The 13,770-nt window shown below is 72.7% G+C and carries 15 protein-coding genes; 8 read left to right on the top strand and 7 right to left on the bottom strand.

The genetic code is table 11. From position 1 onward, the window contains the following. Window positions 1-17: 17 nt before the first annotated feature. From IPJ59_RS06480 to IPJ59_RS38660, 3 genes are read right to left on the bottom strand one after another with little or no spacing between them, the layout of a single operon-like run. Window positions 18-608 (bottom strand): PilN domain-containing protein, encoded by a 591-nt coding sequence (locus IPJ59_RS06480; RefSeq protein WP_293270235.1) that lies wholly within the window; start codon window positions 606-608, stop codon window positions 18-20. Beyond that, complete coding sequence (gene pilM, locus IPJ59_RS06475) at window positions 605-1,642, bottom strand: type IV pilus assembly protein PilM (protein ID WP_293248789.1); 1,038 nt, start codon at window positions 1,640-1,642, stop codon at window positions 605-607. The genes IPJ59_RS06480 and pilM overlap by 4 nt, the downstream gene beginning before the upstream one ends. Window positions 1,643-1,672: 30 nt before the next feature. Then, on the bottom strand, window positions 1,673-2,092 hold the full coding sequence (locus IPJ59_RS38660) for a helix-turn-helix transcriptional regulator (protein ID WP_293248791.1): 420 nt from the start codon (window positions 2,090-2,092) through the stop codon (window positions 1,673-1,675). Window positions 2,093-2,900: 808 nt separating this feature from the next. Between IPJ59_RS38660 and glpK the strand changes: the two genes are divergently transcribed. Continuing rightward, the gene (gene glpK / locus IPJ59_RS06465) at window positions 2,901-4,382 is read left to right on the top strand and encodes a glycerol kinase GlpK (RefSeq protein WP_293248793.1); all 1,482 of its coding nucleotides are present in this window, start codon (window positions 2,901-2,903) and stop codon (window positions 4,380-4,382) included. Between the two features lie 3 nt (window positions 4,383-4,385). Here glpK and IPJ59_RS06460 read toward each other — a convergent pair whose 3' ends face one another. Together IPJ59_RS06460 and IPJ59_RS06455 are read right to left on the bottom strand one after the other, a co-directional pair. Continuing rightward, window positions 4,386-4,721 carry a hypothetical protein gene (locus IPJ59_RS06460; protein WP_293270233.1) on the bottom strand — a complete coding sequence of 112 codons (336 nt, stop codon included), beginning with the start codon at window positions 4,719-4,721 and terminating at the stop codon, window positions 4,386-4,388. Then, complete coding sequence (locus IPJ59_RS06455) at window positions 4,718-5,269, bottom strand: hypothetical protein (RefSeq protein WP_293248797.1); 552 nt, start codon at window positions 5,267-5,269, stop codon at window positions 4,718-4,720. Before IPJ59_RS06455 ends, IPJ59_RS06460 begins: the two co-directional genes overlap by 4 nt. A gap of 37 nt (window positions 5,270-5,306) precedes the next feature. Between IPJ59_RS06455 and IPJ59_RS06450 the strand changes: the two genes are divergently transcribed. Then, window positions 5,307-7,400 (top strand): PEP-utilizing enzyme, encoded by a 2,094-nt coding sequence (locus IPJ59_RS06450; RefSeq protein ID WP_293270231.1) that lies wholly within the window; start codon window positions 5,307-5,309, stop codon window positions 7,398-7,400. 169 nt (window positions 7,401-7,569) lie between these two features. On the opposite strand, the gene IPJ59_RS06445 is transcribed toward IPJ59_RS06450, so the two are convergent. Then, on the bottom strand, window positions 7,570-7,992 hold the full coding sequence (locus IPJ59_RS06445; RefSeq protein WP_293248806.1) for an HU family DNA-binding protein: 423 nt from the start codon (window positions 7,990-7,992) through the stop codon (window positions 7,570-7,572). 48 nt (window positions 7,993-8,040) lie between these two features. Then, a complete protein-coding gene (locus IPJ59_RS06440) occupies window positions 8,041-8,622 on the bottom strand; it encodes a hypothetical protein (protein ID WP_293270229.1) in 582 nt (193 codons plus the stop codon). A 121-nt stretch (window positions 8,623-8,743) separates the two neighbouring features. On the opposite strand from IPJ59_RS06440, the gene IPJ59_RS06435 reads away from it, so the two are divergent. The 6 genes from IPJ59_RS06435 to IPJ59_RS06410 all read left to right on the top strand — a co-directional run bounded on the left by IPJ59_RS06435 (window position 8,744) and on the right by IPJ59_RS06410 (window position 13,769). Continuing rightward, entirely contained in the window at window positions 8,744-9,346 is a 603-nt protein-coding gene (locus tag IPJ59_RS06435) for an RNA polymerase sigma factor (RefSeq protein WP_293248812.1), read from the top strand. A 12-nt stretch (window positions 9,347-9,358) separates the two neighbouring features. Further along, window positions 9,359-11,077 (top strand): FecR domain-containing protein, encoded by a 1,719-nt coding sequence (locus IPJ59_RS06430; RefSeq protein ID WP_293270227.1) that lies wholly within the window; start codon window positions 9,359-9,361, stop codon window positions 11,075-11,077. A 120-nt stretch (window positions 11,078-11,197) separates the two neighbouring features. After that, a complete protein-coding gene (locus IPJ59_RS06425; RefSeq protein WP_293248818.1) occupies window positions 11,198-11,713 on the top strand; it encodes a hypothetical protein in 516 nt (171 codons plus the stop codon). Between the two features lie 182 nt (window positions 11,714-11,895). Further along, a complete protein-coding gene (locus IPJ59_RS06420; protein ID WP_293248821.1) occupies window positions 11,896-12,135 on the top strand; it encodes an RNA-binding protein in 240 nt (79 codons plus the stop codon). A 168-nt stretch (window positions 12,136-12,303) separates the two neighbouring features. Next, window positions 12,304-13,212: an SDR family NAD(P)-dependent oxidoreductase gene (locus tag IPJ59_RS06415; RefSeq protein ID WP_293248824.1), complete on the top strand. Its 909-nt coding sequence runs from the start codon at window positions 12,304-12,306 to the stop codon at window positions 13,210-13,212. Window positions 13,213-13,229: 17 nt separating this feature from the next. Beyond that, entirely contained in the window at window positions 13,230-13,769 is a 540-nt protein-coding gene (locus tag IPJ59_RS06410; RefSeq protein WP_293248827.1) for a GNAT family N-acetyltransferase, read from the top strand. The last annotated feature ends 1 nt before the right edge of the window (window position 13,770 follow it).

The following is a 13,770-nucleotide window of genomic DNA, read 5'->3' as shown; positions in this document are numbered from 1 at the left end:
CTCCCAGGAATCGTCGGTCAGCGGACGCTCAGCGTCACCCGCAGCGTGAGCCGATCGTCCTCGCGAACATACTCTGCCGGGGCCACCGCCGCGAAGTGCTCGCTCGAACGCAGGCGCCGCAGCAGGCCGGTGAGCGTCGGCAGGTCCGCGGCCGAGGCCGTCAACGACCACTGCCTCGCGTCCAGCTCGCGCAGCTCGCTGAGCCACAGCGGCCCCTTGCGAGCCCGGCCGGCGAAGGGCGACTCACCGGGCAGCGCCGCCGGGTCACCCGCGGCGACGACCTCCGCGAGCACCACCAGCAGCGCCGTCGGCGTACGCCGGCCGACCTTGAGCTGGTCCTGCGCCGCGCGCTCGGCCTGTAGCGCGCGCTCGCGAGGCACCAGCGCCCCGGGGTCGAAGCTGTCGCGCACCGCCCTGGTCTCCTCCTTCAGGCTGGCGGTCTGCTGGCGCAGCTCGTCGCTCTCCGCCTCGGTCGCGGCGCTCCACAAGGCCCCGGCGGTGATCAGCGCGATCGAGACGAGCACCAGGGCCAGCACGGGCAACTCGCGGCCGGCCCGGGGTCGTCGCCGTCGCCTCGCCGTCTGCGGCAACAGGTTGATGCGGATCATGGCGCGTCGTCCTCCGAGCGCAGGGCCAGCCCAAACGCGACCGCCGCCGCCGGGGCGTTGGTCCGCAGCGCCGCCAGGTCGACCCGACGCGAGTCGACCCGGACCCGCGCGAACGGGTCGAGCAGCGCGACCGGCAGCCGCGAGCGTTCGCCCAGCGCCCGCCGCAGCGAGGCCACCAGCGCCGAACCACCGCTGAGCACGATGCGCGACAGCGGCTCCTCGGCGACCGCCGCGCGGAAGAAGTCGAGTGAGCGCTGGATCTCCGCCGCGATCGCCTCCGACACCTGGACCATCCGGGCCTCGATCTCGAGACCTGGCAGCTCGCCCCCCCGTTTGCAGCGCTCGATGTCCTCCGCGGCCAAACCGAGCCCGCGCAGCGCCTCGCTGTAGAGATTCCCGCCGGAGCCGATGTCACGCCCGTAGGCCGGCATCCCCTCGGCGATGATGCTGATCGTCGAGGCCGCGGCGCCGACATTGACCACCGCGAAGGTCTCGCTGCTGGCGAAGCCCTGGCCGGCCTCGACGCAGTTTTGCAGCGCGAAGGCCGTGGCATCGACCACCACCGGGCGCAGCCCCGCCTCGCTGACCACCCGCAGGTACTGCTGGACGGCGTCCGTCTTGGCCGCGACGAGCAGCACCTCGACCTCGCCGGTCATGGGGTTTTGGCGCAGGCGGGTGTGGTCGATGAGCAGGTCGTCGCGGCTGGGCGGCGCCACCAGCTGCCGCGCCTCCCACTCGATCTGCCGCGCGAACGCGTCCGGCTCGAGCTGCGGCACGCTGATCCGCTTGATGATCACCCCGTTGCCGGACACGGCCAGGGCCACCTCCGTGCCGCGCAGGCCGATGCGCGCCGTCAGCTCGCGCAGCGCAGCGACCACCAGCGCCGGTTGCTGCACCATCCCGCCGACGATCGCCCCGACCGGCACCGGCGCCACGCCGAAGTTCTCCAGCGAGAGCCCGGCCCGCCCGGTCCGCAGCTGTACGAGCTTGATCGCCGTCGAGCCGATGTCGAGGCCGATACAGTGACTCGCCATGGCCTCGTGCCCACCGACACCGCAACAGCGTCAGGCCTGGTCGATGTCCGGCCCGAACACCTGCTCGCGCGCCTCGGGCTTCAGACCCAGCGCCTCGAGGATCTTCCGCTTGGTGTCCATGCGGCACGGACAACCCGACTCCACCCGATCGATCGTCAGCGGGCTGACGCCAGCTCGCCGCGCGAGTTCGGCCTTGCTCATCATCGCCGCCTGCCGCAGCTTGCGGACGTTGTTGGGCTGCGTCGCCGGCTTCGCCTTCGCCGGCTTCGCCGTGACCTCCACTGCCGCAACACTCGCTGTCACTGTCGCCGCCTTCTTGCTCCGCTTCGCCGCCGCCTCGGCCTCACGCCCGGCCGCCCCCTCATCCGCCCCATCCGCGTCGTCCGCCACGACCTCGACGACCGGGCTATCGGTCGGGGTCGGCGGCTCCTGTTTGGAGGTTGCAGTCATCGGCACGGCCACTCGCAAAGCGTGTCCTACACATTCTCGGCTCGGGCAAGGCCTTCGTCAACGACGGCCCTCCGCCTCAGTGATACGTAAGTGAGTGTTAGTGATATGGATTTGATAGGTCATTGTAGTGAATTGAGGTGGTGCGCGTTCCGCCCCCTGAACCTGGGTACAAGGGCCTAAATCCATGAGTTTGTTGACCATTGTGAATTCTTGTGCCCTGGGGCCCTCCTGCGGCCTCGGCGCAAATCCAGGGCAGCACGCGCGGCCGAGATCCAACCTGGCCTTCCGGCCATGAATTCCCTCCGGAGCGATCCCCGGCCGCCCCGCGCAACGACGGCCTCCTCCTGGAGAGATCTCGCGGGTCCCGGCCCGGCCAAAAAATATGCGCCGTGAGCAGTGGATATCGTGCCGAGATGGCCCACCACCCCGCACCAGCACGACGGACCGCGATGCCGCTGCCGCACCGGCACCCGATCGCCGACACCCGCTTCGCCCTGCACGTCCCCCGGCGCGCCGGACTCCGCGACCACCACGCTCGCCGAGCACGGCTCGCGTGACAGGTCTATCTCCACCGAGGCGGCCCACCTCCACTGCCCCGGCCGCGAGCTGACCCTGGTCCTCGGGTTCTCGATGAGCGCCCTCCCTGTCCCCGCGCCTCGCCGCGTCCCACGGAGATCGAGTCGCCAGCGTCGCCTCGATCTCCGTGACGCTCGAGCTGCCCGCGTGGCAACTCCGACCTTCGCCCGCGTGGCAACTCGCTGACCCCGTCGCCGGGCGCCCGCGGCCGCCGTGATACCTTCGCGCTCGCATGTCGACCGACCTCATCCTCGCCATCGACCAGGGCACCACCGGCACCACCTGCCTGCTCGTCGACGCCGACCTCCAGGTCCGCGCCCGGGCCACCCGCGAGTTCCCGCAGCACTTCCCGCAGCCCGGCTGGGTCGAGCACGACCCGGGCGAGCTGTGGCACTCCGTCCTCGCCGTGATCTCCGAGGTCATGCGCGCCAGCGGCGTCGACGCCGCCCGCATCGCCGCGATCGGCATCACCAACCAGCGCGAGACCAGCCTGGTGTGGGAGCGTCACAGCGGCGCGGCGATCCACCGCGCCCTGGTCTGGCAGGACCGCCGCACCGCCGGCGTGTGCGAGGCCCTCAAGGCCGACGGCCACGAGGCCAAGATCCGCCAGCGCACCGGCCTCGTCCTCGACCCCTACTTCTCCGCCACCAAGCTCGCCTGGGTCCTCGACCACGTCCCCGACGCGCGTGCCCGCGCCGCTCGCGGCGAGCTCGCGGCCGGCACGATCGACACTTACCTCGTGTGGCGCCTCAGCGCCGGCGCGGCCCACGTCACCGAGCCCAGCAACGCCTCGCGCACCCTGCTGTGGCCGCTCCAAGGCGGCGGCTGGGACCGCGAGCTGTGCGAGCTCCTGCGCGTCCCGATCGAGGTCCTCCCCGAGGTCCGCCCCTGCACCGCCCGCTTCGCCGTCACCCGCGACGTCCCCGGCCTCCCCGACGGCGTCCCGATCCACGGCATCGCCGGCGATCAACAGGCAGCCCTGTTCGGCCAGGCCTGCTTCGCGGTCGGCGAGGCCAAGTGCACCTACGGCACCGGCGCCTTCGTGATGCTCAACACCGGTGAGCGCCCCGTCCCCTCGCAGCACGGCCTGCTGACCACCGTCGGCTGGCAGATCGGCGAGCGCACCACCTATTGCCTCGAGGGCAGCGCCTTCATGGCCGGCGCCGTGATCCAGTGGCTGCGCGACGGCCTCGGCATCATCACCAAAGCCAGCGAGGTCGAGGCCCTCGCCCGCAGCGTCGACGACAGCGGCGGCGTGATCCTGGTCCCCGCCCACGCCGGCCTCGGCGCCCCGCACTGGCGCCCCTACGCCCGCGGCCTCATCAGCGGCCTCACCCGCGGCACCACCCGCGCGCATATCGCCCGCGCCGCCCTCGAGGGCATCGCCCTGCAGATCTCCGACCTCCTGCTCGCCATGGCCGCCGACACCGGCGCCCCCCTGCGCGGCCTCCGGGTCGATGGCGGCGCCGCGGCCAACGACCTCCTCATGCAGCTCCAGGCCGACTTCCTCGGCGTCCCGCTCGCAAGGCCCACGATGCTCGAGGCCACCGCCCTCGGCGCCGTGTTCATGGCCGGCCTCGGCGTCGGCCTCTGGCCCGACACCACGGCCCTCAGCGCCGCCTGGAAGGAGGACCGCAGCTTCACCCCCGGCCCGCCGACCCCGCAACGCAGCGAGCTGCGCCGCGCCTGGGACCGCGCCATCTCGATCGCCTGAGACTCACTCCTCCGCGAACACCAGCGCCTCGCGATCGACCAACAAGTACGCCTCGAACACCGCCGCGCCGATCACCAGCCCCGCCGCCCCACCATAAACCAGCCACACCAGCCCCGAGCCGCTGTCCTCGACCACGCACGCGTGCGCCGGCCCGTGCCCCACGCAACCATCGCCGGCCAGCTCGAGCGCCTGCAACGCTTGCGGCCCGGTCCCGTCGAGGTCGACCGCGGTCACACGCCGCGGCTCACCCACCCGCTTGAAGCTGCGCTGCACCGCCTCGGTGAAGCGCTCATCGCTGACCTCGACCCAGAGCGTATCCTTGCCGATCGGCCCGTTCACGGCCCCGGTATCGCACGCCAGCGCCCGCAGGTCACCAGCACCCGCGGCAGGTCGATCGGCGCCCACTGTTCGACCGCATAGACCCCGAGCCCGAGCCACGCCCGCGCCCGCAGCTCCGCCGCCGACCGCATCACCCGCGTGCGTCGCAGCCAGCGCAGCATCTGCCACGGACGCAACACCGGCGGATGGCCGAGCTCGATCACCAGCCCGCCCGCCCGCAGCCCCTCGCACGCGCCCGCGACCACCGCCGCGATCGCCCCGTCGCCCAGCACCGTCACGACCACCAGCGCCTCGAGGCTCCCCCGCGCAAACCCAGCATCGACCGATGCGCTCGTTGTCGAGGTCGCTGCCAGCCCAGCATCGACCCCGACCTCGACGCGCAACCACCCGTGCTGCTGCGCCGCCGCGTCGACCCGCTCGCGCAGCGCTCCGCCGGTCCCGCCGCGCCCCGGCCCGGCCATCACGAGCAGCCCGGTGCTCCGCCCACGCAAGCTGTGCACCAGCCACTCGGCGAGCACCGGCCCCGGCAGCTGATCCGCGCCGCGCATGCGCCTCGTCTACCACGCCGCCTGTTACAGTGCGCCCGTGCGAACCGCGGAGCTGGCCCCGAAGATCGCCACGCGAGCCGCGGAGCTGGCCCCGAAGATCGCCACGCTCGTGCGAACCGCGGAGCTGGCCCCGAAGATCGCCACGCTCGTCCGCCTGGCCGCCGCCGGCTTACCGGTCCCCGAGGGCGTCGCACTCGCCAGCCCCGACGAACCGGACTCCGCCACCTGGACCCGCATCGAATCCTTATTACAGACCGGCCCGGTCATCGTCCGCGCCGCCCTGCTCGACGAGGACGGCCCCGAGCACGCCGGCGCAGGCCTCGGCAGCTCGATCGCCGACTGCCACGACCGCGACGCCGTGCGCGACGCCCTCCGCCACATCGCCGACGCCCTCCGCGACCCCTGGCTCACCGCCTACTTCCCCGCCCCGCCCCGCGCCCAGGTCCTGGTCCAGCGCGAGGTCGTCGGTCCCTGGCTCGCCGTCGTCGCCCAGACCCAGCTCCGCCACCTCGAGCTCCACCGCCGCGACAGCTCCACCACCAGCGACCACGAACCCCTCGCCGCCGGACTCACCCCAACCCTCGCCGGCCCGCTCGCGCTGTTCCCCGCCGCGCTGCGCACCGCCATCGACGCCCTCTGCGACCAGGTCACCGCCGCCCTCCCACACGCCCCGCACGGCCTCGACCTCGAGCTCGTCGCCGACCACGACGAGCGCGTCTGGCTCGTCCAGGCCCGCCCCCTCACCCGGCCGCTGCACCCCGGCTGGCCCGCCTTCGCCGCCGCCGCACGCCACGACCTCCACAGCCTCGACGACCCGCCGCTCACCGCCTCCACACCGCCTGCCCCTACCTCCACACCCGACCGCGACCCGCCCGACCTCGGGAAGCACCGCGACGACCCGCCAAGCACCCCTACCTCCACACCCGACCGTGACCCGGCCAGCATCGGGGAGCACCGCAACGACCCGCCAAGCACCGACGAGGACGCGAACCAGCCGCTCCCCTTGCCCGGCCTGTGGCGCCTCGACGGCGAGCACAACCCCGCCGCACTCTCGCCGGCCCACGCGGGCCTCGTCCGCCGCCTCGCGCGTGAGCGGCCCGCCCTGGTGCGAGCCCGCGTCATCGCCGGCTGGTTGTACGAACCCGACCAGCTCACCCGCGCAGACCGTGTATCCGACCCCGCCGCCCTGCGCCGCGCCCTCCACGAGCTCCGCACCCGCCACATCCCGGAGGCCCGCGCCGCCCTCACCGCCCTCGAGCACCAGCTCCGATCCGCCGACCGCCCCGCCCTCGCCACCCTCGTCGACCACGCCTGCGAGCTCCTGCGCGACGTCCTCGAGCGCCACGCCGCCCTGCCCGCCCGCCCGAGCTCCCTCGTCGCGCGCACCGACCACCCGCTCTGCCTCGACGCCCGCGTCGCCCACCTCGACGTCCTCCCCGCCACCTGGGACATCGCCAGCCCGACCTTGCTCGACCTGTCCCATGGGACAGCCCTCGCCGAACTCCGCGACCTGCCCACCAGCCCCACCGACGAGCTCGCCCTCGCAACCCTCATCGGCGAGCTCGACGACCACCTCTTCGCGCTCGGCCTGGCCCCGCTGCGCCGCTGCTACCTCCGCGCCGCCGCTGCCCTCGACATCGCCGACGACGACATCTTCCTGCTCCCACCCGACACGCTCCAGGCCGTTCTGCGCGGCGCATCGCCCGAGCTCGCGCCGCGCCGCGCCGAGCACCGCGCCCGCGCCCGCCTGTTCCCCCCGCTGCAGCTCTTCGCCGGCCTGCCCGTGCCAGGCCGCAGCGACGACCTCCTCCACGGCGTGGCGATCGGCCCGGTCGTCGAGGGCCCGCTGACCCAGCGCCGCGACCTCGCCGCGCTGCTCGCCGAGCCCCCTCCACCCGGCGCCGTGTTGGCGATCCCCGCCCTCACCGCCCAGGCCGCGGTCGTCCTGCGCGCCCTCGGCGTCCGCGCCGTCTGCTGCGAGCACGGCGGCGCGATGAGCCACGCCGCGCTCATGGCCCGCGAGCTCGGCCTGTCCGCCCTGATCGGCTGCCGCGGCTGCACCACCGTCCCGACCGGCACCTGGGTCCGCCTCGACACCCGCACCGGCCGGCTCCGCGTCCGTCCGAGCTGACTCCACCTGCCCCAAAGACCAGCTCCATCAACCTGTCCCACGAGGCAGACCCACCTGCCCCAAAGACCAGCTCCATCAACCTGTCCCGAAGGCCACCCCTACTAACCTGTCCCACGAGACAGGCCACTTGCCCCGAAGGCCAGCCGCTCCAGGCCCCCTCAGAGGCCGCTCAGATGCTGTCCTCGGACAGATTCTCATCGCGCGCCCGCGCGGCGCGGGGCCTTGGCGCCGGGGCCGGCGCGGCGGCTCGATCCGCCGGGCTCACACGACGGGCCGGCGCATCAGCGGCGGCCTGGGCGATCTCGGCCGCGGCGATCGCCGCGTTGACGCGCGCCCTCAGCTCCTTGCCGACCTTGAAGAACGGCAGGCGCTTGGGCGCGACATGCACTGCGTCGCCGGTCCGCGGGTTGCGACCCTCGTAGCTCTTGTACTGCCGGACCGTGAAGCTCCCGAAGCCGCGGATCTCGATGCCATCACCGCGTCGCAGCGCGTCGACCATCGCGTCGAAGATGGTGGTGACCACCAGCTCCGCCCGGCCCTTGGTCAACTTCGCCGAATCGGCCACACGTTCGATGAGTTCGGATTTGGTCACGAGAGGCTCCGGGGGCCCTCGGATGGTAGGCCAAAAAATCCAGGGATATCAAGCACTCCCCGGCGGGTCATCGCCAGGCCTGCGATCCCAGGGCCCCGGACGGCCAAACAGCGCCCGGTTCAGCGCCACCAGCGTCAGCCCGGCGCGGGCCGCCAGCCAGCGATACGCCTGCCGCGGCCGCACCTGCGGCCCCGCGACCTCGACCAGCAGACCCGCCGTCGGCCAGCGCACAGCCGCCTCCCCGGCGAGCTGACCCACAAAACCCTCGACCCCACCGACCCCACCGGCCCCTCGCCATCGCAGCTGATCCGCCAACAAGAGATGCAGGTCGGCCCACAGCGGCAGCGCCGGCAGCTCCACCAGCCAGACCCCCCGCGCCCGCTCGGGCTCACAAGCCCCGGCCTCGGCCCCGACCCGCCGCTCGCCGCAGCGTTCGGGCCCGGCGAGCTGCGCCTCCCGCAACGAGCCAGGCCAGCGCCGGGCCGCCTCCCGCAGCGCCGCGTCCTGTACAGCCCCCTCCGGCAAGGCGACCAGCGCCGCGACCGCGGCGTACTTCTCGGCCATGGCCGCGCAGGCGCTTCGGGCCAGCGGCCACCGCGTGTAGGCGGTCTGCCAGGCATCGAGGGTCACGATGAAGGTGAGTGTAACCCTCGCCAGCGGCGCAGAGATCGGTATGCTGGTCCGACTCGGGTCGACCCGAGGCCACGCAGAAAGGTTGACGAACACGGTGGAACGCCCGCCAAATCGCGGCATGACCGGAGCAGTCCAGGTCTTCGACGAGCTCATCGCCCCCGCGGCGAGCCCAGAGGCCGCGCACGTCGACTACCTCAGCGCCGAGGAGCAGATCCTCCTGGCCCAGGCCCGCGCCGGCAACGCCCGCGCCCTGCGTCACTTCTACGACACCCACCAGGCCCAGGTCCGCGGCCACCTCTACCGCCTGCTCGGCCCCGACTCGGAGATCGACGACCTCGTCCAAACGATCTTCGCCCGCGCCTTCGCGGCCCTCGCCACCTTCAAGGGCGGCTCGACCCTCAGCACCTGGCTTTATCGCATCACCACCAACACCACCCACAACCTGCTGCGCCACCGCTTCCGCCGCAACCGCGTCAAGGCGGCCTTCCAGTGGTGGGTCGGCGGCCGCGGCCCGCAGTCCAGCCACGCCGACGTGCGCGACGAGGCCACCCGCCTGCTGCAACACCTCGCCCCCGACCTCCGCGAGGTCTTCGTCTTCTATCACTACGAGGGCCTCACCCTGCAGGAGATCAGCCAGATCCTCGACAAGCCGCTCTCCACCATCGGCGACCGCCTCACCCGCGCACGCAAGCGCCTGCTCGAGCTCGTCGCCGCCACCTGACCCCCTGACTCGATGCTCCACCACGACGACATGCCCGGCGAGATGCCCCCGCGCTACGGCTGCCTCGAGTGCCACGAGGACGCCGAGCTCGCCGTCGCCGACCGCCTGCACCCCGTCGCCGCCGATCGCTACCGGGCCCACCTGCGCAGCTGCAACGACTGTCGCCGCATGAACCAGCTGCTCGAGGCGGTCTACCGCGGCCCCGACCCCGCCGCCTCCGGCGTGGCCCCGCTGCGCCTCACCTCCCGCGACCGCGAGTTCGCCGAGATCCTCCGCCGCGTCCCCGCCGAGCGGCCGCTGCCCTGGTACCACCGCGCCCTCCACACCGCCGGCGTCGTCACCCTCGCCACCACCGCCGCCGCACTCGCCGTCGCCCTCGTCGTCCGCCCCGGCGACCCCGTCCTCGAGGACGCACCACTCGGCGGCATCTCGGCCGCACTCACCCGCGTCAACGACCAGGACACCGCCGCCACCAGCGACGACGAGCCCGCCAGCGTCGCCCCGCACCAGGCCCAGGTCGACTACGGCCGCGTCATCGCCGGCCGCGGCTACCTCTCGGCCCGCGGCGACGGCCCACCTGTCCTCACGGACACGTTCACCGTCGGCACCCGCTTCTCGGTCGAGCCCACCCGCCCCGCGGAGCAAGGCCAGTCGCTGCAGGTCGGCCTGCTCGGGCGCATCCTCGCCAACTTCGAGCCGGGCACCGAGATCGAGTGGACGCAGGCCAGCCCCAGCGCCCTCGACCTCACCCTCGAGCGCGGCCACATCGCCGTCCGCTACGAGCGTCAGGCCGGCGACCCCGTGCTCAACATCCACACCCCCTCGGCGCTGGTCCGCGTCGTCGGCACCGTGTTCACCGTCGAGGTCGACGCCGAGGGCAGCACCAACGTCGCCGTGCTCCGCGGCAAGGTCGAGGTCCTGAACCCCGAGGACCAGGCCTTCGTCGCCGACGTGCAGGCCGGCTACCGCTTCGAGCTCGCGCGGGCGACCTACGCCGACGTCGGCCGCAACGACGTCCGCGTCGCCATGCCGCTGTCCGACGAGATGCCGAGCTCCGGCGAGGTCGTCAGCGGCATGGCCCACTCGGCCGCCGACGGAACGATCCCCACCAGCTGGGTCGTCCCCGGCCTGCCCGCCGCCGCCCCGCTGCGTCGCCTCGAGAACATCCTCGCCCACCCCGCGCCGCCCGAGCCCCAGCGAGCGGGCGAACGGACCCTCCAGGCCGATCGCAAGGGCCCACGCCGCTACACTGGCCTGCTCGCCGCCCGCTCTTCGGCCCACGCCGACGACGGCGAGGCCCTGATCGACAAGCTCGTCCGCGACACCCACGAGGCCCGACGCGAGGCCGGCCGCGCCGCGCTCGAGCGCTGCAAGAACCTCTACCAGTCGGCCCAGACCCGCTACCTCTCGGCCCGCTGCCTGACCCGCTTCATGGCCGAACACGGCGACGACGACGACCTCGTCGAGGGCCACCTGCTGGTCGGCATCCTGCGCATGGACTTCGCCAACGACTACACGGCGGCCACGCTGGCCTTCGAGCGCTTCCTCGAGCGAGCCCCCACCCACCCTGAGGCCGAGCTGGCGCGCTACCGACTGTGGCTGGCCGGCATCGAGGACGGTGACATCCACGCCGCGATCGACCGCGGCCGCGAGTACCTGCGCCGCTACCCCAACGGCAAGTACGCCGGCAAGATCCTCCAGCGCTTCCCCAAGCTGGTCTCCGAGCTCTGACGGGCCTTTTCGCCCGCCGCCCGTCCGCCAGGTCGTCTGGGTCGTCGTCGGGCCGGAGAACCACCACCAGAGCGGCACGAAGCCGCCGCGGTTTTTGTATAGTCAGCCTCCCGCGTCCGCATGGGCTTCTTCCGCGCCATCATCGACTTCTTCCGACGCTTGCTGGGGCTCTCGCGAGAGCCCGTGCTGTCTCTCGGGACAGGTGCCCACCCGGCGCTGGCCGCCCAGGCCGGCGACGACGATGATGACGACGACGAGGTCGCCAGCGACGGCAACAACGACGCGACCCGCGACGGCCAGCTCAACATCGAGGACGAGTGGGCCGACCTCCAGGTGCTCATCGCCCGCTGCGAGGCCGAGACCATCGACCTCGCCGGCCTCGACATCCGCGACCCCGCGACCTTCTGGGCCCGCCAGGTGCGCATCGAGGACGGCCAGCGCGACGGCAAGGGCCGCCTGCACGCGGTCGTCGCCGCCGGCTTCCGCAGCCTCGAGCACTGGGACGAGGTGAGCCGCTACTACCAGGCCAAGTGGTCGCTGCTCGCCCGCCGCGACAGCGGCGAGCTGGAGATCCGTCCACGCGAAGAATTTACAGGCGCAGCCCTGCGCGCACGCAACTCCGCCCGACCCCGCTAGAACATCGTCCCCGAGACGCCCAGCTGATCGTCGCGAGCGAAGCTGTCCCAAGGGCCATATCGCACCGCGAACCACCTCGCGGGCCTCCGCGAGGGCAGGCGCCTTCGCGCGTGGGCCCGTGCTACCTACGTGGACCGCAGCACCTCGCTGCGACGGCGCCACCAGCCAGAAACGAGCTCCCAATGCCAAAGCGTATCTTCATCGGCGGCCTCTCGGTCACCACCACCAACGCCACCCTCAACACCAACTTCTCACCCTACGGCACCCTCGTGTCGATGGCCGTGAACCTCGACGCCGCGGGCGGCTCGCTCGGCAACGCCAACGGCGAGTACACCACCGACCAGGCCGGCACAGACGCCATCGCCGCGAAGAACGGCACCGTGATCGACGGCTCCACCATCTCCGTCAGCGAAGCCCGCTGATCCACGCCGCTCCGCGAGCGTCCCGGCCCGCCCGCGCGGGCCGCTCGCAATTGGCCCTGCGGGCAGCTTCGACCGTCTGTCCCAAGGGACATGTGATCGACCACGCGGGTCCACCGCCGCGGGCCACCTTGATATACTCCGACCCCCCTGGTGGGAAGGTCGTGGAGCATGGCACTGGTCCCCGTAAAAGTAGACCTATCGACGAAGACCTGTGTGGTCACTGGAGCGAGCAGCGGCGTCGGCAAGGAGGTCGCGCGCAACCTCGCGGCGATGGGCGCGACCGTCATCGTCACCTCGCCGGGCCTCGACCGCGCCGACGCGGCGCGGGCCGAGATCGTCGCCTCGACGCAGAGCCGGCGGGTGCTGGCGATGAAGCTCGACTACAGCAACCGCCTGTCCCTCCGCGAGTTCGCCGAGACCTTCGCCGAGCGCCATGAGCACCTGCACGTGCTGGTCCACAGCGCCGCCACCTGGTCGCCGACCCGCGAGCAGACCGAGGACGCGATCGAGCGGACCTGGATGGTCAACGTGCTCGGCCCACACATCCTGAACCGCCTGCTCACCGACCGCCTCAAGGCCAGCACCCCCTCGCGCATCATCCACCTCGCGTGCAACCACGCCGGCGACCTCGACATCGAGGACACCGACTTCGACCAGCGGCGCTACGACGGCTGGGCCGCGTTTCGCCAGAGCCAGCAGGCGGTGCGCATGCTCAGCGCCTCGCTCGCGCCGCGCATGTCGATCCACGGCGTCCAGGTCCACCTGTGCGTCCCGGGCAGCACCGTGCGCACCGGCCTGCACCGCAACGCCCGTGGCCTCAAGCGCCTGCGCCTCGCCCTCGCCGCCCGCCTGTTCGGCGTCAGCCCGGCGGCCGCCGCCGACGGCCCCACCTGGCTCGCCGCGAGCCCGGACGTCATCCCTGGCGGCAAGCTGTGGCTCGGTCGCAAGGAGAGCCAGCGCCGCTTCCGCGACGCCGCCAAGATGCAGCTGCTGTGGGACAGCGTCGAGCGCCAGGCCAACGGCCTGATGTCCAAGCCGGGCATCGGCCAGTCGGGCCTGTTCCGCCTGCCGACCTGAGCGCTATCCTCGCGCGGGTGATCGTCGACCTCGACCCCGCGAAGCCCGAGCTGCTCGAGCAGGCCGCCGCCCTGCTCGTCGATCGCATGCCCGAGGGCTGGCCCACCCGCGAGCTCGCCCGCGAGCACGTGCGCGAGATGCTCGACCCGGCCCGCATCGCCCGCGGCTTCGTCCGCGGGCGCCAGCTGCTCGGCTGGGTCGGCGGCCAAGAGCACTACACCAACCACGTCTGGGAGCTCCACCCACTGGTCGTCCGCGCCGACCACGAGCGCCGCGGCGTCGGCCGGGCCCTCGTCCTCGACCTCGAGCAACGCGTCCGCGACCTCGGCATCCACACCATGTTCGTCGGCTCGGACGACGAGACCGGCCTCACCAGCCTCGCCGGCGTCGACCTCTACCCCGACGTCGTCGCCCACCTCGCCCGCCTCCGCGACCTCGCCGGCCACCCCTTCGGCTTCTACCAGCGCCTCGGTTACAGCGTCATCGGCGTGATGCCCGACGCCAACGGCTTCGGCAAGCCCGACATCTACCTCGCCAAGCGCCTCACGCCCCCCTGAC

Source organism: Nannocystis sp. (assembly GCF_016714285.1).
Taxonomy (GTDB): Bacteria; Myxococcota_A; Polyangia; order Nannocystales; family Nannocystaceae; genus Nannocystis.
The sequence above is the reverse complement of the archived record's forward strand: the minus strand, read 5'-3'. Positions and strand labels throughout refer to the sequence as shown.